Annotated in this window: 15 protein-coding genes; 11 read left to right on the top strand and 4 right to left on the bottom strand. The window is 68.3% G+C overall.

Annotation, left to right across the window (positions count from 1 at the left end):
* Nucleotides 1-36 precede the first annotated feature (36 nt).
* The 8 genes from ACYAF3_RS23800 to ACYAF3_RS23835 all read left to right on the top strand — a co-directional run bounded on the left by ACYAF3_RS23800 (nt 37) and on the right by ACYAF3_RS23835 (nt 11,430).
* On the top strand, nt 37-1,776 hold the full coding sequence (locus tag ACYAF3_RS23800) for an autotransporter assembly complex protein TamA (protein ID WP_004343881.1): 1,740 nt from the start codon (nt 37-39) through the stop codon (nt 1,774-1,776).
* Nucleotides 1,773-5,438, top strand: a complete 3,666-nt coding sequence (locus ACYAF3_RS23805; RefSeq protein ID WP_073658716.1) for a translocation/assembly module TamB domain-containing protein — start codon at nt 1,773-1,775, stop codon at nt 5,436-5,438. Before ACYAF3_RS23800 ends, ACYAF3_RS23805 begins: the two co-directional genes overlap by 4 nt.
* Nucleotides 5,439-5,572: 134 nt before the next feature.
* Nucleotides 5,573-6,208 (top strand): CDP-alcohol phosphatidyltransferase family protein, encoded by a 636-nt coding sequence (locus tag ACYAF3_RS23810; protein ID WP_073658717.1) that lies wholly within the window; start codon nt 5,573-5,575, stop codon nt 6,206-6,208.
* Between the two features lie 89 nt (nt 6,209-6,297).
* A complete protein-coding gene (locus ACYAF3_RS23815; protein WP_016253364.1) occupies nt 6,298-8,058 on the top strand; it encodes a bifunctional alpha/beta hydrolase/class I SAM-dependent methyltransferase in 1,761 nt (586 codons plus the stop codon).
* Nucleotides 8,058-9,407, top strand: a complete 1,350-nt coding sequence (locus ACYAF3_RS23820; protein ID WP_003116853.1) for a phosphatase PAP2/dual specificity phosphatase family protein — start codon at nt 8,058-8,060, stop codon at nt 9,405-9,407. The genes ACYAF3_RS23815 and ACYAF3_RS23820 overlap by 1 nt, the downstream gene beginning before the upstream one ends.
* Nucleotides 9,400-9,852: a hypothetical protein gene (locus ACYAF3_RS23825; protein ID WP_023128141.1), complete on the top strand. Its 453-nt coding sequence runs from the start codon at nt 9,400-9,402 to the stop codon at nt 9,850-9,852. The genes ACYAF3_RS23820 and ACYAF3_RS23825 overlap by 8 nt, the downstream gene beginning before the upstream one ends.
* 11 nt (nt 9,853-9,863) lie before the next feature.
* Complete coding sequence (locus ACYAF3_RS23830) at nt 9,864-10,493, top strand: lysophospholipid acyltransferase family protein (RefSeq protein WP_003113327.1); 630 nt, start codon at nt 9,864-9,866, stop codon at nt 10,491-10,493.
* A 1-nt stretch (nt 10,494) separates the two neighbouring features.
* Nucleotides 10,495-11,430: a phosphatidate cytidylyltransferase gene (locus ACYAF3_RS23835; protein ID WP_003089962.1), complete on the top strand. Its 936-nt coding sequence runs from the start codon at nt 10,495-10,497 to the stop codon at nt 11,428-11,430.
* Between the two features lie 230 nt (nt 11,431-11,660).
* Here ACYAF3_RS23835 and ACYAF3_RS23840 read toward each other — a convergent pair whose 3' ends face one another.
* Entirely contained in the window at nt 11,661-12,656 is a 996-nt protein-coding gene (locus tag ACYAF3_RS23840) for an aldo/keto reductase (protein ID WP_105579281.1), read from the bottom strand.
* A 118-nt stretch (nt 12,657-12,774) separates the two neighbouring features.
* Between ACYAF3_RS23840 and ACYAF3_RS23845 the strand changes: the two genes are divergently transcribed.
* The 3 genes from ACYAF3_RS23845 (at nt 12,775) to tpx (ending at nt 15,823) form a co-directional block, all read left to right on the top strand.
* Nucleotides 12,775-13,686: a LysR family transcriptional regulator gene (locus ACYAF3_RS23845; RefSeq protein ID WP_003120066.1), complete on the top strand. Its 912-nt coding sequence runs from the start codon at nt 12,775-12,777 to the stop codon at nt 13,684-13,686.
* 155 nt (nt 13,687-13,841) lie between these two features.
* Complete coding sequence (locus tag ACYAF3_RS23850; protein ID WP_003113324.1) at nt 13,842-15,191, top strand: alanine/glycine:cation symporter family protein; 1,350 nt, start codon at nt 13,842-13,844, stop codon at nt 15,189-15,191.
* Between the two features lie 134 nt (nt 15,192-15,325).
* The gene (gene tpx / locus ACYAF3_RS23855; RefSeq protein ID WP_003089950.1) at nt 15,326-15,823 is read left to right on the top strand and encodes a thiol peroxidase; all 498 of its coding nucleotides are present in this window, start codon (nt 15,326-15,328) and stop codon (nt 15,821-15,823) included.
* 149 nt (nt 15,824-15,972) lie between these two features.
* Here the strand turns inward: tpx and ptaA are convergent, their stop codons facing one another.
* The 3 genes from ptaA to ACYAF3_RS23870 all read right to left on the bottom strand — a co-directional run bounded on the left by ptaA (nt 15,973) and on the right by ACYAF3_RS23870 (nt 20,052).
* Nucleotides 15,973-17,097 (bottom strand): pyoverdine biosynthesis transaminase PtaA, encoded by a 1,125-nt coding sequence (ptaA, locus tag ACYAF3_RS23860; protein ID WP_010793064.1) that lies wholly within the window; start codon nt 17,095-17,097, stop codon nt 15,973-15,975.
* A gap of 196 nt (nt 17,098-17,293) precedes the next feature.
* Nucleotides 17,294-18,619 carry a TldD/PmbA family protein gene (locus ACYAF3_RS23865; protein ID WP_003113322.1) on the bottom strand — a complete coding sequence of 442 codons (1,326 nt, stop codon included), beginning with the start codon at nt 18,617-18,619 and terminating at the stop codon, nt 17,294-17,296.
* Nucleotides 18,619-20,052 carry a TldD/PmbA family protein gene (locus ACYAF3_RS23870; protein WP_003113321.1) on the bottom strand — a complete coding sequence of 478 codons (1,434 nt, stop codon included), beginning with the start codon at nt 20,050-20,052 and terminating at the stop codon, nt 18,619-18,621. The genes ACYAF3_RS23865 and ACYAF3_RS23870 overlap by 1 nt, the downstream gene beginning before the upstream one ends.
* Nucleotides 20,053-20,073: the final 21 nt, after the last annotated feature.

The raw sequence follows: 20,073 nt of genomic DNA on the forward strand, positions 1-20,073 counted from the left end.
TGGACGCGCGCCACCCGCCTGCGTAGCATCCGCGCCATGAGACTGACTCAAGGATTGTTCCGGTTCCCGCTGGCCGGGCTGCTGTGCCTGAGTACGGCCGCCTTCGCGGAGAGCCAGCTTAGCGTGCGCGTCACCCCCGCCAATGCCGCCCTGAAGGCCAATATCGAGGCCTATGTGGGTAGCCTCGGCGAGCGGGACGAGGCGGCGTTGCAACGTTTCCGCCGCAATGCCGAGGCGCAGGCGGAAAAGGCGGCCCAGGCGCTCGGCTACTTCCAGGCGCAGATCGACAGCGAGGTGAAGGACGGCAAGCCGCCGAAGCTCACGCTCAAGGTAGTGCCCGGCGAGCCCGTGCGCCTGCGCCAGGTGAATATCCAGGTGCTCGGCGAGGCCGCCAGCCTGGAGAGCTTCCGCTTGCCGTCGGGCAAGCAGCTGAAACCGGGCGCGAAGCTGAACCAGGGCGTCTACGAGGACGCCAAGCGGCTGATCCAGAACCAGGCCTCGCGCTACGGCTTCTTCCAGGGCCGCTTCAGCACCCAGCGCCTGAGCATCGATCCGCGCGCCGGCATCGCCGACATCGACCTGGTCTACGACAGCGGCCAGCGCTACACCTTCGGCAAGGTGAGCTTCGACGGCGACTCGATCATCGAGGAAGAACTGTTGCGCCGCATGGTGCCGTTCAAGGCCGGCCAACCCTATGACTCCGAACTGATCGCCGAACTCAACCAGAATCTGCAATCCAGCGGCTACTTCGAGGGCGTGCGGGTCGACGCCGCGCCGACCCAGGCGCAGGCCGACGGCGCGCGCCAGGCGATCCCGGTAGCGGTCCGGCTGGAGGCGCGCAAGCCCCGGACCATGGGCGTCGGCCTCGGTTTCTCGACCGACGTCGGGGCGCGCGCGAGGTTCAACTGGACCCGCCATTGGGTGAATGCCGAAGGACATAGCCTGGGATTCGAGTCGGAAATCTCCGCACCACGGCAGAACGTCGGCGCCTGGTACGAGATTCCCCTCGATCCGCCGCTCACCGACAAGCTGCGCTTCACCAGCGGCTACCAGTTCGAAGACCTGGTCGACACCGAGAGCAAGCTGCTGACCCTTGGCGGCGAATGGCACAGCAAGCGGCCCGATGGCTGGCAGCGGGTGGTTTCGCTGAACTGGATGCGCGAGGAGTACAAGCTGGGCGACGACTCCGGGCTGAGCAGCTTCCTGATGCCGGGGATCGGCTACTCGCTGCTGGAGACCGACAACAAGGTCGACCCCAGCCATGGCTACCGCCTGCAGTTCAACGTCAAGGGGGCGAAGGAAGGCCTGCTGGCCGACGCCGACGTCCTCCATGTCGACGCCATGGCCAAGGGCCTGACCAGCTTCGCCGGCGGCCATCGCCTGCTCGGCCGCCTGCAGGTAGGCGGAATCGCCACCAACGACTACAAGTCGATCCCGCCCTCGCTGCGCTTCTTCGCTGGCGGCGACCAGAGCGTGCGTGGCTACGACTACCGGACGCTGTCGCCGGAGAATTCCGATGGCGACAAGATCGGCGGCCGCTACATGATCGCCGGCAGCGTCGAGTATCAATATCCGCTGGCCGAGCGCTGGCGCCTGGCGACCTTCGTCGACCAGGGCAACGCCTTCAACTCGCTGGACTTCCCGTCGATCAAGACCGGGGTCGGCTTCGGCGTGCGCTGGGTCTCGCCGGTCGGCCCGTTGCGCCTCGACCTGGCCCATGCGCTCGACGACGACGGCGGTTTCCGCCTGCACTTCTCCATGGGGCCAGAACTGTGAAGGCGCTGAAGATCACCTTGCTGGCCATAGTCGGGCTGCTCCTCGCGCTGCTCCTGGGACTCGCTGCGCTGCTCGGCACCCAGACCGGCAGCGCCTGGCTGCTCGGCCGCGTGCCGGGCCTGCAGGTCAGCGGCTTCGAGGGTCGCCTCGGTGGCGCCTGGCAGGCACAGCGACTGTCCTGGGCGCAGGACGGTACGCAACTGGTCGTCGAGCGGCCGGAACTGCGCTGGTCGCCGGCCTGCCTGGCGGGGCTGCGCCTGTGCCTGCAGCGGGTGGCCGCCGAACGGGTCGCGCTGGACCTGCCGCCGAGCGGCGACAGCGCCGACAGCGGGCCGATCAGCCTGCCGACGCTGAAACTGCCGCTGAGCATCGAGCTCGGCGAAGTGGCGGTCGGCAGCTTCCTGCTCGACGGCAACCAGCAGGTCGCCGAACTCAAGCTGGCGGCCCATTGGCTGGCCGATGGCCTGCACATCGACTCGCTGACGGCGCGGGGCTTCGGCCTGGACCTGGCGCTCCAGGGGCGCTTGCAGCCGAGCGGCGACTGGCCCTTGCAGGCCGAAGCCACGCTCGGCCTGCCCGCTCCCGAAGGCAAGCCGTGGAAGCTGGCCGTCCAGGTCGGCGGTGAGCTGCAGCAGGCGCTGACCCTGAAAGGCCGCAGCAGCGGTTACCTGGACGGCAGCCTGGAAGGACAGTTGCAGGCGCTGGCGGAAAACCTGCCGGCACGATTGCTGATCCGCGCCGACGGTTTCAAGGGGGCGGCCGGACTACCGGACACCTTGACCCTGAATGCCATCCAGCTCGATGCCGGCGGCGATCTCAAGAGCGGTTACCTGATCCGCGGTGGCGCCAGCCTGCCGGGCGAGGGTGGGGCGGTGGCGTTGAGCCTGGACGGGCGGGTCGACGCCCAGGGCGCGGATATCCGCCAACTGCGCCTGGACGCTGGCGGCGAGCAGCGCCTGGAGCTGGTCGGACGCCTGGACTGGCGCGAAAGCCTGGCCGCCGACGCGACCCTGGACTGGAAGGATTTCCCCTGGCTGCGCCTGTATCCGCTGGCGGAGCCGCCGCCGGTGACGCTGAAGACCTTCAAGGCGGAAGTGCATTACCAGGACCAGCGCTACCTGGGCAATTTCAGCGCGGCGGCGAGCGGTCCGGCGGGCGACTTCACGCTGGCCAGCCCGGTGTCCGGCGACCTCGTCCAGCTCAACCTGCCGTCGCTGCAGCTCCGCGCCGGGCAAGGCCAGGCCGAGGGGCGGGTGACGTTGCGTTTCGACAATGGCGTGGCTTGGGATACCGCCCTGCAGCTCAGCGAACTGAACCCGGCTTACTGGGTCGCCGAGCTGCCGGGTTCACTGGCCGGTCCCTTGCGTAGCCAGGGAAGTGTTCGCGACGAGCGGCTGGCGTTGGGCGTGGATCTCGACGTCAAGGGCCGCCTGCGCGGCCAGCCGGCGCTAGTCCAGGCGCGCGCCGAAGGCGAGGGGCAGCGCTGGACGCTGGGCAACCTCGACCTGCGCCTGGGGGATAACAAGGTGCAGGGCAGCGGGGCGCTCGACCAGCGCCTGCAAGGCCGCCTGGACATCGCCCTGAACCGTCTCGGCCAGCTTTGGCCGCAACTCTTCGGTCGCCTCGACGGACGCCTCGACCTGGCTGGCAGCCTCGCGGCGCCGCAAGGCAGGCTGAACCTCAAGGGACAGCAGATCGCCTACGCCGAGCAGCGCATCGCCGGCCTCGACCTGCAGGCGAACCTCGATGCCCGGCAGAATGGCACCCTGGCGCTGGTCGCTTCCGGCCTGCGCAGCGGCGAAACCGATCTCGGCCTGTTCAAGGCCAATGCCCGCGGCGACCAACGCCGCCAGCAACTGGAACTGGACCTGCAAGGTGCCTTGCTCAAGCTCGGCCTGGCCTTCGACGGGCAACTGGAGCGCGGCAACTGGCGCGGTCGCCTGGCGCGCGGCGAGTTGAGCAGTGGCGGCCAGGACTGGAAGCTACAGCAGCCGGCGCGCCTGGAGCGGTTGGCCGACGGCAGGGTCAATTTCGGCGCACATTGCTGGGTATCCGGCGCCGCCAGCCTCTGCGGCGGCGAGCAGCGCCTGCTGCCCGAGCCGCGGCTGCGCTACACCCTGCGCGACTTCCCGCTGGACAGCCTGAAGCAATGGTTCCCCGAGGACTTCGCCTGGCAGGGCAAGCTGAACGGCGACCTGCAACTGGACGTTCCGGCCCGCGGCCCGAGCGGCGTGGTCAGCCTGGACGCCGGCAGCGGTACGCTGCGCCTGCGCGACCAGGGCCAGTGGGTCGACGTCGGCTACGACAGCCTGCGCCTGGAGAGCCGGTTGGCGCCCAACCGCGTCGATACCTCCCTCGACTTCCGCGGACCGAAGCTCGGCGAGTTGCGGGTGCAGGCGCAGATCGACCCGCGCCCGGCGAGCAAGCCGCTGAGCGGCGAGTTCAGCCTGGCCGGCCTCGACCTGTCGGTGGCGCGCCCGTTCGTGCCGATGGTGGAGAAACTGCAAGGCAGGCTGAACGGCAGCGGCCGGCTGTCCGGCGGCCTGCTGGCGCCGCGGGTCGACGGACGGGTGACGCTGAGCGACGGCAACATCGGCGGCGGCGAGCTGCCGACCAGCTTCGAGAACCTTTCCCTCGACGCTCGCATCGCTGGCGAAAGCCTGGAACTCGGCGGCGGCTGGCGCAGCGGCAGGTACGGCCAGGGCAGCCTGTCCGGCAACCTGAGCTGGGGCGAGGCGCTGAACGTCGCCCTGAACATTCGTGGCAACCGCCTGCCGGTGGTGGTCGATCCCTATGCGCAACTGGAGGTGGAACCGGACCTGAAGATCGGCATGGCCGGCCAGGAGCTGGCGATCTCCGGCAAGGTCCTGGTGCCGCGTGGCGACATCACCATCCGCCAGTTGCCGCCATCGACGGTCAAGGTCTCCGACGACGCGGTGATCGTCGGCTCCGAGCAGCCCGAGCAGCAGCCGCTGAAGATGAAGATGGACATCGATGTCGAGGTCGGCCAGGACAAGCTGGCGTTCTCCGGCTTCGGCCTCAGCGCCGAACTGGCCGGCCACCTGCACATCGGCGACAACCTGGATACCCGCGGCGAGCTGAACCTGAACAAGGGCCGCTATCGTGCCTACGGCCAGCGCCTGACGATTCGTAGGGCGCGGCTGTTCTTCGCCGGACCGATCGACCAGCCGTACCTGGATATCGAGGCGATCCGCCGGGTCGACGATGTGGTCGCCGGCCTGCGCCTGACCGGCAGCGCCGAGCAGCCGACCAGCGCGGTATTCTCCGAACCGGCGATGAGCCAGGAGCAGGCGCTGTCCTACCTGGTGCTGGGGCGGCCGATGAGCACCGGCGAAGACAGCAACATGCTCGGCGAGGCGGCCCTGGCCCTGGGCCTGGCGGGTAGCGCACCGCTCACCGGGGAAATCGCCAAGCAGCTCGGCATCCAGGACTTCCAGCTGGACACCGAGGGCACCGGCAACAGCACCAGCGTGGTCGCCAGCGGGAATATCACCGACAAGCTCAGCCTGCGCTATGGTGTTGGAGTGTTCGAACCGGCAAATACCATCGCCTTGCGCTACCAGTTGACCAAACGCCTCTATCTCGAAGCGGCGAGCGGCCTGGCCAGTTCGCTGGACCTGTTCTTCAAGCGCGATTTCTGACGGATGCGCTGATACGGACCATGCGTAACGCATAAAAGTGTGTCACTTTTAGCGGCGCATCGACGTCGTAGAATGGAGCGGGCGCCGACCGCCAGGTCGGTGCCCGAAGCAACTCGGCACAAGGACTGGCTGACATGATTTCCGTCTATCAACTCAAACCGCGCTTTCAGAATCTTCTTCGTCCCGGCGTGCAGCGCCTCTACCAGCGCGGCATCACTGCCAACCAGGTGACCCTGGCGGCCTGCCTGCTGTCGCTGCTGGTCGGCGCGCTGGTCGCCGGTTTCGCCAGCCATCTCTGGCTGTTCGCCCTCGTTCCGCTGTGGATGTTCCTGCGCATGGCGCTGAACGCGGTGGACGGCATGCTCGCCCGCGAGTTCGGCCAGAAATCCGACCTGGGCGCCTACCTCAACGAACTCACCGACGTGATCGCCGACAGCGGCCTGTACCTGCCGTTCGCCCTGTTGCCGGGAGTCAACCCGCTGTGGGTGGTGCTGGTGGTGCTGCTGGCGGTGATCAGCGAATATGCCGGCGCGCTGGGCACCATGGTCGGCGCTTCGCGCCGCTACGACGGCCCGATGGGCAAGAGCGACCGGGCGCTGTGTTTCGGCGTGATCGGCGCCGGGGTGGCCAGCGGCCTGTTGCCGCTGGCCTGGATCGACTGGCTGATGTTGCTGATCGCGGCCCTGCTGTTGCTGACCATCGGCAACCGCGTGCGCCAGGGCCTGGCCGAGCTGGCCGCGAGTCGACAGGGCAGCGACGGCCAGGCCTGAGAGGGAACGGGCGAACGCCATGGAGGTGGGCGCCCGCAGGAAGCAACCCCGCCGGGATCCCGGCCGGGGCAACGACATAGGGACATCACATGCGCGACGTACAGGAATTGCGTTTCACCACCCACGACGGGGTAGAGCTCTTCTACCGCCACTGGCCGGCCAGCCGCCCGGCGCCGGACGGCACGCGCCAGGCGGTGCTGCTGTTCCACCGCGGCCATGAGCACTCCGGGCGGATCGCCCACCTGGTCGACGAACTCGACCTGCCGGAACACGACTTCTTCGCCTGGGACGCCCGTGGCCACGGCCTCTCGCCAGGCGCCCGCGGCGACAGCCCGAGCTTTGCCACCAGCGTGCGCGACGTACAGACCTTCGTCGACCATATCCAGGCCGTCCACGGTATCGCCGAAGAGCGGATGGCGGTGGTGGCGCAGAGCGTCGGCGCGGTGCTGGTTTCCACCTGGGCCCACGACTACGCGCCGAAGGTGCGCGCACTGGTGCTGGCTTCGCCGGCGTTTCAGGTCAAGCTCTACGTGCCGTTCGCCCGCAGCGGGCTGAAACTGATGCGCTTGTGGCGCGGCAATTTCTTCGTCAACAGCTATGTCAAGGCACGCTTCCTCAGTCACGACCCGCAGCGGATCGCCTCCTACGACAGCGACCCGCTGATCGCCAAGGCGATCTCGGTGAACGTCCTGCTCGGCCTCTACGAAGCTGCCGAGCGGGTGGTAGCGGACGCACAGGCGATCCAGATTCCCACCCAACTGCTGATTTCCGGGGCCGACTTCGTCGTCCACCGTGCGCCGCAGGAGCGCTTCTTCGAGCGTCTCGGCAGCCTGCGCAAGGAAAAGCACATCCTGCCCGGCTTCTTCCACGACACCCTTGGCGAGCGCGATCGTCACCTGGCCGTCGGCCGTGCCCGGCGCTTCCTCCTCGAGGCATTCGCCACGGCCCCCGAACGACCGAGCCTGCTCGATGCCGACCGCCTGGGTCATACCTGCGCCGAGGCCGAGGCGCTGGCCGCGCCGTTGCCGAAGAACTCGCCGCGCGATCTCTACTGGCGCGCCACCCGTGCCGGCCTGCGCCTGGGCAGCCTGTGGTCGGACGGGGTCAAGCTGGGCTTCGACACCGGCTTCGATTCCGGCAGCACCCTCGACTATGTCTACCGCAACCAGCCCTGCGGCAGCGGCCCGCTGGGTCGCCTGATCGACCGCAACTACCTGGACTCCATCGGCTGGCGCGGCATCCGCCAGCGCAAGCTGCACGTCGAGGAACTGCTGCGCCTGGCCATGCAGCGGTTGCGCGAGGAGCAGCGCGAGGTGCGCATCGTCGACATCGCCGCCGGCCACGGCCGCTACATCCTCGAAGCCCTGCAAGGCGTCGAGCCGCTGCCGGAAAGCATCCTCCTGCGCGACTACAGCGAGATCAACGTGCGTGACGGCAGCGCCCTGATCGAAAGCAAGGGCCTCGCCGGCATCGCCCGCTTCGTCAAGGGCGATGCCTTCGATCGCGCCGACCTGGCGGCGCTGCAACCGAAGCCGAGCCTCGGGGTGGTTTCCGGGCTCTACGAGCTGTTCGCCGACAACCGCATGGTCGGCGACTCCCTCGCCGGCCTCGGCGAGGCGCTGGAGGAGGGCGGCTACCTGGTCTACACCGGACAGCCCTGGCACCCGCAGCTGGAACTGATCGCCCGCGCGCTGACCAGCCACCGCCAGGGCCAGGCCTGGGTGATGCGGCGCCGGACCCAGGCGGAAATGGACCAGCTGGTGGCCGCCGCCGGCTTCCGCAAGATCACCCAGCGGGTCGACCAGTGGGGCATCTTCAGCGTATCGCTGGCGCAGAAGGTCGCCCGCTGATGGCGCCGCGCGAGCCGGGGGTACTGAAGCGGGCGGTGCTCTGGCTGCTGTTCCTCGGCCCGTTCTTCTTCGCCAGCTATGGCCTGGCCAACTGGTTGACCAGCCAGCGCGGCGACGTCGGCAGCCTGGTCTTCGACTGGGAACGCGGGATGCCGCTGTGGCCCTGGACCATCCTGCCGTACTGGTCGATCGACCTGCTCTACGGCCTGTCGCTGTTGTTGCCGCGGGACAAGCGCGAGCTGGACACCCACTGCCTGCGCCTGCTCAGCGCCCAGGTGCTGTCGGTGACCTGCTTCCTGCTGTTCCCCCTGCGCTTCACCTTCGAACGGCCGGAACTGGGCGGCGTGTTCGGCTGGCTGTTCGACGTGCTGATGGGGTTCGACAAACCGTACAACCAGGCACCGTCGCTGCACATCGCCCTGCTGGTAGTGCTCTGGGTCTGCTACGCGCGCTACGCCAGCGGCGCCTGGCGCTGGCTGCTGCATGGCTGGTTCGCGCTGATCGGGCTGTCGGTGCTGACCACCTGGCAGCACCATTTCATCGACGTGCCCACCGGCGCGCTGGCCGGTTGGCTGTGCGTCTGGCTGTGGCCGCAGGCGCAGCCCGCGCCGTTCGCCCGCGCCAGTCTGAGCCGCGACCGGCAACGGCGGCGGCTGGCCGCTCGCTACGGCCTCGGCGCGCTGGCCTGCGCCGCCGTCGCCTTTGCCGTCGGCGGTGCGGCGTTGTGGCTGTGCTGGCCGGCGCTGGCGCTGGCGCTGGTGGCGCTGAACTACCTGCTGTTCGGCGCCGCCGGCTTCCAGAAGGGCAGCACTGGCCGCCTGAGCGCCGCCGCGCGCTGGCTGCTGGCGCCATATCTGCTTGCCGCGCGGATCAACGCCTGGCTCTGGACCCGTCGCCGGCCGCAGCCGGACGAGGTGCTGCCGGGCCTCTGGTTGGGGCGCCTGCCGTCGTCCGCGGAACTGGCCGACGGCCGCTTCCGCGCATTGCTCGACGCTACCGCCGAACTTTCCTGCGAGCCGCAGGGGCTGGCCTATCGCAGCCTGCCGTTGCTCGACCTGGTCGCGCCGGACGTCGAGGACTGCCGGCGCGCAGCGGTGCTGATCGACGAACTGCTGGCGCAAGGGCCGCTGCTGGTGGCCTGTGCCCTGGGCTATTCGCGCAGCGCCACGCTGGTCGCCGCCTGGCTGCTGCTCAGCGGCCGCGCGGCGGACGTCGAGTCGGCCGTGGCCGTGTTACGTCGGGCGCGACCGCAAGTGCTGCTGGGCGAGGCCCAGCGGCGGACCCTCGCGGCGCTGAGCGGGAGCGTGCCGGAGCCATCGGCGGAACTGGGCGAGGTGCGCCATGCCTGAGCAAACCCTGGCCCTGGTGGCGGCCCTGCTGCGCCGTGGCCGCGAGCTTGACCGGCTGTCCGCCGCACTGACCCTGCTGGCCATCGGGCTGGGCCTGTACCAGGCCGTGCAGGGCATCGGCTGGCGCTATTTCGCTGCGGCGATGCTGGCGATCGCCCTGCTCGGCCTGTGGCAGAAGTACTGGGCGCTGCGAGTGGCCCTGGACGCCGAACTGTTCGAACGTTTCAGCCGCGTCGGCGACAGGCTGGAAGCGCAGACCCAAGACCTGGACCGGGCCCTGGCCGATCTCGGCCTGGCCCGAGCGGACGCCGCAGGGCGCACCTGGCACCAGCGCAGCCGCGGCGCCCTGCGCCTGCTACGCTGGCAGGCGCTGGCCTGTGGCGCCCAGTTCCTGCTGGCCTTGTCGTGCCTGTTGTCGATCCCTCTATTCAACGCTCAAACCTGAAGAGTCTTCCCATGCTCGAATCAGTCGTCGCCTATGGCATCATCGCCGGCGCCCGCGCCATCACCGGCTTGCGCAGCCTCTGGCTGGGCACCACGCCGATCCCCAAGCAACGCATCTATTACGCCAACCACAGCAGCCATGGCGACTTCGTCCTGCTCTGGGCCTCGCTGCCGCCGGAGGTGCGGCGGCGTACCCGGCCGGTGGCGGGCGCCGACTACTGGAACAAGGCCGGCCTGCGCAGCTACGTGATCAACAAGGTGTTCAACGGCGTGCTGGTCGACCGCCAGCGCAGCGAGGCCAATGCCAATCCGCTCGAACCCCTCGACCGCGCCCTGGACGGCGGCGATTCGCTGATCATCTTCCCCGAGGGCACCCGCAACCTGGACGACGAGGTCAAGCTGTTGCCATTCAAGAGCGGTATCTACCACCTGTCCCTGGCCCACCCGGACGTCGAGCTGGTGCCGGTCTGGCTGGCCAACCTCAACCGGGTCATGCCCAAGGGCCGCATGCTGCCGTTGCCGCTGCTCTGCACCCTGAGCTTCGGCAAGCCGCTGGTCGCCACGGCGGAAGAAGGCAAGGAGGCGTTCCTCGAACGAGCGCGCATGGCCTTGCTGGACCTGGCGCCGGAAGAGGAGGCCTGAGATGAACGAACAGACCTGGATGCTCTTCGGCGGGATCGGCGCGCTGCTGCTGCTCGCCTCGCTGGTCGGCTTCGTCCTCAAGTGGCGCGCCGGTCCCGGCCCGAACGCGGTGATCGACAACCTGAACGCGCGGATCAACGCCTGGTGGGCGATGGTCCTGGTGATCGGTTTCGCCTTCTGGCTTGGCCAGGCGGCGGTGATCCTGCTGTTCTATGGCGTGTCGTTCTACGCCCTGCGCGAGTTCATCACCCTCACCCCGACCCGGCGCAGCGACTACCCGGCGCTGGTGGCGGCGTTCTACTTCGTGCTGCCGATGCAGTACCTGCTGATCTACATCGACTGGTACAGCATGTTCTCGATCTTCATCCCGGTGTACGTGTTCCTGCTGTTGCCGATCCTCGCCTCGCTGGGCGGCGACACCAAGCACTTCCTCGAGCGCGCCTCGAAAGTGCAGTGGGGCCTGATGCTGGCGGTGTTCTGTATCTCCTTCGTGCCGGCGCTGCTGACCCTCGACATCCCCGGCTTCGAGGGGCGCAACCTGCTGCTGATCGCCTACCTGGTGATCGTCGTGCAGCTCTCCGACGTGATGCAGTACATCTGCGGCAAGCTGTTCGGCAAGCGCAAGATCGCTCCCAACCTGTCGCCGTCGAAGACCGTCGAAGGCTTCGTCGGCGGCATCGCCCTGGCCACCGCCATCGGCGCCTCGCTGTGGTGGATCACCCCGTTCAACCTCTGGCAGGCGGCGTTGATCGCGCTGCTGATCAACCTGCTGGGCTTCTTCGGCGGCCTGGTGATGTCGGCGATCAAGCGCGACCGTGGGGTCAAGGACTGGGGGCACATGATCGAAGGCCACGGTGGCATGCTCGACCGCCTGGACTCGGTGTGCTTCGCCGCGCCGATCTTCTTCCACGTGGTGCGCTACTGGTGGACGCCCTGAGGTTCGCCTGGCGCCGAGGGGAGCGGGGCGGTTGCCGATGGCGGCCGCCCCGTCGTCGTTTTCCCGCCGTGTAGGCAGCCAGGAAATTGCGAGCGATAGAGACCCGTAGGGCGGATACCGCCACAGGCGGTATCCGCCGAAACCCCGGATAAGCGGCGGATAACCGCAAGCGGTGATTCGCCCTACAACCAGGCTCCGGCATACGGGGACGTGACCGCAGCTTCACTGTCTCAGAGATTGACCAGGCGCATGCCTTCCTCGCTATAGCGACTGCCGGCGACCGCCTCGGCGGGGAAGATCGCATCCAGCTCGGCCAGTTCCGCCGCGCTCAGGCGCAATTCCGTCGCGGCGACGTTCTCCTCCAGGTAGCGCCGCTGCTTGGTGCCGGGAATCGGGATCAGGTCATCGCCCTGCGCCAGCACCCAGGCCAGCGCCAGTTGCGAGGGTTTCACGCCCTTGGCTGCGGCCAGTTCGCCGACCTTGTCCACCAGCTTCAGGTTCTTCGCGAAGTTCTCGCCCTGGAAGCGCGGGCTGAAACGACGGTAGTCGTCGGCGGCGAAGTCTTCCGGGCGCTTCAGGGTGCCGGTAAGGAAGCCTCGACCCAGCGGGCTGTAGGGGACGAAGGCGATGCCCAGGCGACGGCAGGCGGCGAGCACCCCGGTGTCCTCCGGATCGCGGGTCCACAGCGAGTACTCGCTCTGCAACGCGCTGATCGGGTGCACCCGGTGGGCACGCTCGAGGGTTTCCGCCGAGGCTTCGCTGAGACCGATGTGGCGGATCTTGCCGGCCTTCACCAGGTCGGCGAGGGCGCCGACGCTGTCCTCGATGGGTACCTGCGGGTCCATGCGGTGCTGATAGTACAGGTCCAGGCGGTCGGTACCGAGGCGCTTCAGGCTGCCTTCGATGGCGCGGCGGATGTACGCCGGGCTGCCGTCGACGCCGCGCGCCCGGGGATTGGCAGGGTCGCGGACGATGCCGAACTTGCTGGCCAGGAACACCTGCTCGCGTTTGCCGCGCAGGACCTCGCCGAGCAGTTCCTCGTTACTGTGCGGGCCGTACATGTCGGCGGTATCGAAGAAGTTCAGCCCGAGTTCCACGGCGCGATGCAGGGTGGCGATGGCCTCCTGGCGGTCGCCGCCGGTGGTGTAGAAGTCGGTCATGCCCATGCAGCCGAGGCCAATGGCGGAGACGGAAGGGCCGTTGTGGCCGAGTTGACGGGTTTTCATGTGTCGAGCCTCGCGGGAGGGAAGGAAAACGTCGTCATTCTTCGCTCTGCATTGGTCTGGATAAAGCCCATAATTACGGTTTTACCATTCGTATTTTCCAAATAATCGAGGGTGTCCGATGGATCGTTTCCAGGCCATGCAGGCCTTCACCCGCATCGTCGAGCTGGGCGCCTTCGGCAAGGCCGCGGACAGCCTGGAGCTGCCGCGCGCCAGCGTGACCCAGGCGATCCAGCAACTGGAGGCGCACCTTGGCGTGCAGTTGCTGCAGCGCACCACCCGCCAGGTCAGCCTGACCCTCGACGGGCAGGCCTACTACGAGCGTTGCGTGCGCCTGCTGGCGGACCTGGAGGAGGCGGAAAGCTGCTTTCCACGCGTCCTGAACAACCCGCGCGGGCGCTTGCGGGTCGACCTGCCGGGCGCGCTGGGGCGGATGCGGGTGATTCCGTTCCTGCCGGAGTTCTGCGAGCGCTACCCGGAACTGGAGCTGCAGTTGAGCAGCAACGATCGCCTGGTCGACCTGCTGCGCGAGGGTGCGGACTGCGTGCTGCGGGTCGGCGAGCTGCACGATTCCAGCCTGGTCGGCCGGCACCTGGCCGACCTGCCGCAGGTGACCTGCGCCAGCGCCGCCTACCTGGAGCGTCATGGCCATCCGCGGCAGCTCGCCGAGCTCGGCGGGCACCTCGCGGTGAACTACCAGTCGCCTTCCAGCGGGCGTACCTTCGACTTCGAGTTCAGCGTCGACGGGCGTCTGCGCACGTTGCCGATGCGCAGCCGGGTCAGCGTCAACAACGCCGATGCCTACGTCGCCGCCTGCCGGGCCGGGCTCGGGCTGATCCAGGCGCCGCACTATCACGTCGCCGCCGGCCTGGCCGACGGTAGCCTCCGACAAGTGCTCGGAGAATGGTTGCCGCCATCGCTGCCGCTGCATGCCGTGTATCCCTCGCAGCGCCAGTTGTCGCCGCGGGTGAGGGTGTTCGTCGACTGGCTGGTGGAACTGTTCGGTCGCCAGGCGGCCGGCGAGACGCAATGAGACGCAGGCTTTCCGGGCGAAGATTTTTCTCGATTTCGCCGAGAGAACCTCGTTAGGATCGGCAGCCTTGGCCTGTCGAGCAGGGATGTTCGTCCGAGTTCCGGATGCCCGCTGCCGCCAGGCCGCATTCATTCGAACAAGAATAAGGATCGCTGATGGAAAGCTTGCAGAAGTGGGTGGTCGACCTGAACGGCGTGGTCTGGGGGCCGTTGATGCTGGTGCTGATTCTCGGCACCGGCCTGTACCTGATGCTGGGGTTGAAGTTCATGCCCCTGGTGCGCCTGGGAGTCGGCTTTCGCCTGCTCTGGCAGGGGCGTAGCAAGGATGACGAGAGCAGCGGCGAGATCAGCCCGTTCCAGGCGCTGATGACCTGCCTGGCGGCCACCGTCGGTACCGGCAACATCGCCGGGGTGGCCACGGCGATCTTCCTCGGCGGCCCGGGCGCGCTGTTCTGGATGTGGTGCACCGCGCTGGTGGGAATGGCCACCAAGTTCTCCGAAGTGGTGCTGGCGGTGCACTACCGCGAGAAGGATGAGCGCAACGAACACGTCGGCGGTCCGATGTATGCCATCAAGAACGGTCTGGGCAAGCGCTGGGCCTGGCTCGGCGCGGCCTTCGCGCTGTTCGGCGGGCTCGCCGGCTTCGGTATCGGCAACATGGTCCAGGTCAACAGCATGGCCGATGCCCTGGAGGTTTCCTTCGGCGTGCCCGACTGGGTCACCGGGGTCGCCACCATGCTCGTCACCGGGCTGGTGATCCTTGGTGGCATCCGCCGTATCGGCAAGGTCGCCGAAGCCCTGGTGCCCTTCATGTGCGTCGGCTACATCGTCGCCTCGGTGATCGTCCTGGTGGTCCATGCCGAGGCGATTCCCGGCGCGTTCCAACTGATCTTCACCCACGCCTTCACGCCGATCGCCGCCACCGGCGGCTTCGCCGGCGCAGCGGTGATGGCGGCAATCCGTTTCGGCGTCGCACGCGGGATCTTCTCCAACGAGGCCGGCCTCGGCACCGCCGGCATCGCCCAGGCCGCCGGCACGACCCATAGCGCGGTGCGTTCGGGCCTGATCGGTATGCTCGGCACCTTCATCGATACCCTGATCATCTGCAGCCTGACCGGCCTGGCGATCATCACCTCGGGCGTCTGGACCAGCGGCGCCAGCGGCGCGGCGCTGTCCTCGGCGGCGTTCGAGGCGGCGATGCCGGGCGTCGGCCACTACATCCTGTCGCTGGCCCTGGTGGTGTTCGCCTATACCACCATCCTCGGCTGGAGCTACTACGGCGAGCGCTGCTGGGAGTACCTGGCGGGCACCCGGGCGATCCTGCCGTTCCGGATCGTCTGGACCCTGGCGATTCCGTTCGGCGCCATGACCCAGCTGGACTTCGCCTGGCTGGTGGCGGATACCCTCAACGCGCTGATGGCGATTCCCAACCTGATCGCCTTGCTGCTGCTGAGTCCGGTGGTGTTCCGCCTGACCCGGGAGTATTTCGCCAAGGCCAGGAGTTGAGCCTCGGGGGACGGCGACGCTCAAACCCGAGGTTTTCGCTCGGGTAAAGCGTGCTAGCATCGTCGCCGGCCCCGAATGCTTCCGCCGCCGGCCACAGGGCCGGCGGCTTCTCACTGACTAGAAGGATCAACGCAATGGCTCAAGTGACTCTCAAGGGCAACCCGGTCAACGTCGATGGCCAGCTCCCGCAGAAAGGCGCCCAGGCTCCGGCCTTCAGCCTGGTCGGCGGCGACCTCGCCGACGTGACCCTGGAAAACTTCGCCGGCAAGCGCAAGGTGCTGAACATCTTCCCCAGCGTCGACACCCCGACCTGCGCCACCTCGGTGCGCAAGTTCAACGTCGAGGCCGGCAAGCTGGCCAACACCGTGGTGCTGTGCATCTCCGCCGACCTGCCGTTCGCGCAGAAGCGCTTCTGCGGCGCCGAAGGCCTGGAGAACGTAGTCAACCTGTCGACCCTGCGCGGTCGCGAGTTCCTCGAGAACTATGGCGTGGCCATCGCCAGCGGCCCGCTGGCCGGCCTGGCCGCGCGCGCCGTGGTGGTGCTCGACGAGCAGAACAAGGTGCTGCACAGCGAACTGGTCGGCGAAATCGCCGACGAGCCGAACTACGCGGCGGCCCTGGCGGCTCTCTGAGCCCCACGGCCAACCCGCTTCGTCCCATGACTGTCAGCCAGGCTGGCTGGTAACGGGCGAACCCGAATCCCTTGGCTGCTCGCTTCGGGCCATGAGCAGGGCGGATAATCGCGGCGCGGTCATCCGCCCTGCGTCGCAGAGACGCAGCGCTAGCGCATGGCGACCTGGTGGCGCCGGCTGACGCTGGCGAAGGCGCTCCGGAACGCCTGCATCTCTTCCTCGCTGCCTACCGTCACGCGGACCCAGTTGGGCCAGGAGGCCCACGGGCGGCCAACGTGCACCCGCTGTTTCTCCAGTTCGGCGATGACCAGCTCGGCGGGACGGCGCATATCCACCATGAAACAGTTGGACTGCGAGGCGGTGCAGCGGAAGCCCTGCTGGCGCAGCCAGGCGATGGTGCGCTCGCGGACCTCTGCGTTCTGCTGCTTGCGCCGTGGCACCAGATCGTCGTCACGCAGGCTTTCCAGCCCGGCGTGGGCGGTCGGCGAGGGCACCACGTTGTGGCCGCCGAAGCGCTCCAGCCGCGCCAGCAGCTGCGGATGCCCGATGGCCAGGCCGAGCCGGGCGCCGGCCATCCCGTAGAGTTTCGAGAAGGTACGCAGGACCAGCACATCCTGGCGCTGGACGGCCAGGCCGACGACGCTGGGTGCGTCGGAAAAATGGATATACGCCTCGTCGACCAGCACCACGCTGCGCTCGGGCTTGCGTTCGATCGCCCTGACGATCCGCTGGTGCGGGGTGAGGGTGCCGGTCGGGTTGTTCGGGTTGCAGATATAGATCAGCCCGGCGTCGCGTTGCGCGGCGGCGAGCATGCGCTCGATGTCGTGGGCCGCCTCGGCGTCCAGCGGCACGGCAGCGACCTTCGCCCCCTGGGCCTGGGCGGCGCCAACCACGGAGTCGTAGGAGGGATCGGCGATGACCAGGCCGCGCTCCTTGCCGGTGAACGCCGCGACGGCGTATTGCAGCGGCTGGCGCGAGCCGCAGTAGGCGTGCACGCATTCGGCGGGGATGCCGTTCTGCTTGGCGAACAGGCCGACCAGGGCGTCCTGCGCGTCGTAGTCGTAGCGACCGCAGAGCGCGGCCGCCCGCTGCATGGCGGCCCTGGCCTTGGCGGAGGGGCCGTAGGGGCTTTCGTTGAAATCCAGGAAGGTCTCTTGCGGCTTGCCGGCGGCGCTTGTCGCGCCGCTCCCGGCGAAGGCTCGCGGGCTCAGCAGGATGCTGCTGGAGGCCAGGGCGGTCAGGGTCACGAACGAACGACGACTCAAAGCGGGCATAGCTTCACCTCCGTGTACCGAATGGGATATGCGTGCGGTGGGTTCCTCTCGGGCGTGTGTCACCAGAGTGGATAACGAGGAGGGAGTCGGTCCGTTTATGGTGGCGTGATAATGGCGCCGGAATATCGGCGGTCGTTCTTCGGATTGCGCACGCGGCGCTCCCGGGCGGCGAACCGCCGGGGAGCGCCGTGTGGATTCAGAGCGTGAGGGTGAAGCGCCCGGTCAGCGCGCCCGGCAGGTGCATCGAGTCGGTCTGGCGTTCGCCGTAGGTATTGCTGGACAGGCGCAGTTCGCGCTCGTGGCTGAGGTCTTCCAGATGGGCGCCGAGGAAGCTGTACAGGCTGTCGTCGAAGCGCATGGTGCTGACCGGCGCCCGGATCTGGCCGTTCTCCACCCAGAAGGTGGCGAAGCGGGTCATTCCGGTCAGGCGTGCGGCGGGCATGTCCGAGTAGTTCAGGTACCACAGGTTGCCGATGTACAGGCCGGTATCCAGGGCCTCGAGGATACGCGCCTGTTCCAGGCTGCCGCCGGCCATGTCCAGCGCCGTGGGCGCCTCGTTGGCGCCGGCGCCATTGGCTACCAGGCCGTATTCGCGGGCGCTGCGCGAACTCACCAGGCGTCCGCTCAGGCGGCCGTTGCCGACCAGTTCGACCTCGGCGCGCGGCGAGCCTTCCGCGCTGAATGCCGGGGAGGGCGAGGTGGCAGGGCGCTCGGCGAGGTTCAGCAGCGGGCTGAGCAGGGCGTCGCCGTTCTGCAGGCGTTGCAGGGGGCTTTCGCCGGTAGCCAGGGCGCGCGCGGAGAAACCGCCCCAGCAGAGCATCTGCATGACTTCCTCGAGCGCCGCCGGCGCCAGGTAGGCGCGATAGTCGCCGGGGCGCAACTGGCGTAGCGGCTTGCCCAGGTGGCCGAGCTGCTCCCGGGCCTGTTCGAAGCGCCGGGCGAAGGCTTCGTCGTCCCAGCGCTGGCCGGCGTAGTCGGCCTTCACCGCCTGGCCGTTGCCATGGAACAGGCTCCAGTCGAAGTTGAAGCTGCTGCCGGCATGCCAGCCGAAGGCGCCCCAGGAGTTGGCGAAGCCACGGAACAGCGGTCCGGCGGCATAGATGCCGACCAGGTCGAGGTCGCGCGCCCGGCGTTCGAGGCTGGCCAGCAGCGCGCCGCTGTCGGGCGCTGCGCCGAGGTCCTGGTTCTCTCGCTGCCAGGCCGAGGTGTCGAGCAGCAGATAGGGATCGGCGGGAATCCAGGCCAGGCTCTGGCGCAGTTGCCGAAGGCCTTCGGCCAGACGCTGGCGGTCTTCTTCCGGCGCGCCGGAGAGCGTCAGGTCGAGGCTCGCCTGGCGTTCGTCGCGGATCAGCCGGAGCAGCGCGCTGGCCTGGCGCACCCGGCCGGCCTGGCGCACCCGCGCCCGGTTGAAGCGGATGAACTCGGAGTCCTCGGCGCTGTACCAGAGGGTGAAGTCCTCGCCCTCGGCCAGATGCCGGCGCAGGTCCTCGGCGAGGGCTTCGAAATGCTGTCTCTGGTGCATCAGGTATCTCCCCCGAATACGTCCACATCGCTGAATACGCAGGCCGGCGAGGCGTGGCCGACACGGATCACCTGGTTCGGCTCGCCCTTGCCGCAGTAGGGCGTGCCGAGCACCTCGAAGGTGCCGGCGTCGCCCACCGCGCTGAGGTTGCGCCAGAACTGCGCGGAGATGCCCCGGTAGTTGGGGTTCTTCACCACGCCCTTGAGTTCGCCGTCCTCGATCAACTGGCCCCATTCGCAGCCGAACTGGAACTTGTTGCGTGCGTCGTCGATCGACCAGGAGCGGTTGTAGGACATCAGCACCCCGCGCTCGATACCGGCCACCAGCTGCGCGAAGCTCTTGTCGCCGGGCTCCAGGTTGAGATTGGCCATGCGGTCGATGGGCGCGCGGTTCCAACTGCTGGCGCGGCTGTTGGCGACGCCCTCCAGGCCGCTGCGGTGTTGCGACAGGGCGCCGCCGAGCGGACGCAGCAGGCGGCCTTCGCGGATCAGGTATTCCTTGCGCGCGGGGCTGCCGTCGTCGTCCTGGCGGTAGCTGGCCAGCTCCTCGGGGATTTCCGGGTCGAAGCTGACGTTGAGCAGGCTGGAGCCGTACTGGTAGCGACCGAAGTCCTCGGTCTTGATGAAGCTGGTACCGGCGTAGTTGCGCTCGTCGCCGAGGATGCGATCCAGCTCCAGCGGGTGGCCGATCGACTCGTGGATCTGCAGGATCATCTGGTCCGGCATCAGCAGCAGGTCGCAGCGGCCGCTCGGGGTGTTCGGCGCCGCCAGCAGTTGCAGGGCCTGGTCGGCGATGCGCGGCGCGGCGCCGACCAGGCCGAGGCGCTCGATCACTTCGGCGCCGCCCTGCTGGCCGGCATGGTGGCCGCCGAAACTGCGGGTCTGGCTGTCATGGCCGTCGTAGGCGGTGACGCTGGCGCCGGGATAGACGAAGCGCTGCTCGTGGTATTGCTCGGCGCCGGCGCTGTTCAGGTAGAGCTGTTCCTGGCGGCTGACTTCGAGGAATACGCTCCAGTTCACCAGGCGCTCGTCGCGCGGCACCTTGGCGGACTCCTCGGCGAGCAGTTCGTAGCACTCGGCGAGGGAGGGGAAAGGGGCGTCCTGGTTCGGCGAGCGATACTGCGAGCGGCCGCTTGCCGGCGGCAATCCGCGGACGTCGAACAGGGCGTGCCGGGCGATCCGCTCGGCTTGCCGTTCGGCCTGCTCCAGGGCGGCCTGCAGGCCGGCCGCGGAGAGATCGTTGGTGGCGGCGTAGGCTTCCACGCCGTTCAGCCGTACGCAGAGCATGGCGCCGCGGTCCTGGCTGAAGTGCGGCGGTTCGCTGACGTTGCGGCGCACCGAGAGGTACTCGCCGCTACGCTGGACGTAGCGCAAGGAGTGGAATTCGGCGCGACTGCGGAGCGCCGCGAAGCGGTGTTTCAACGGGTCGATCATCTGTGCGTCCCTGGCCGATTG

It is taken from the genome of Pseudomonas sp. TZ252, from assembly GCF_056110345.1.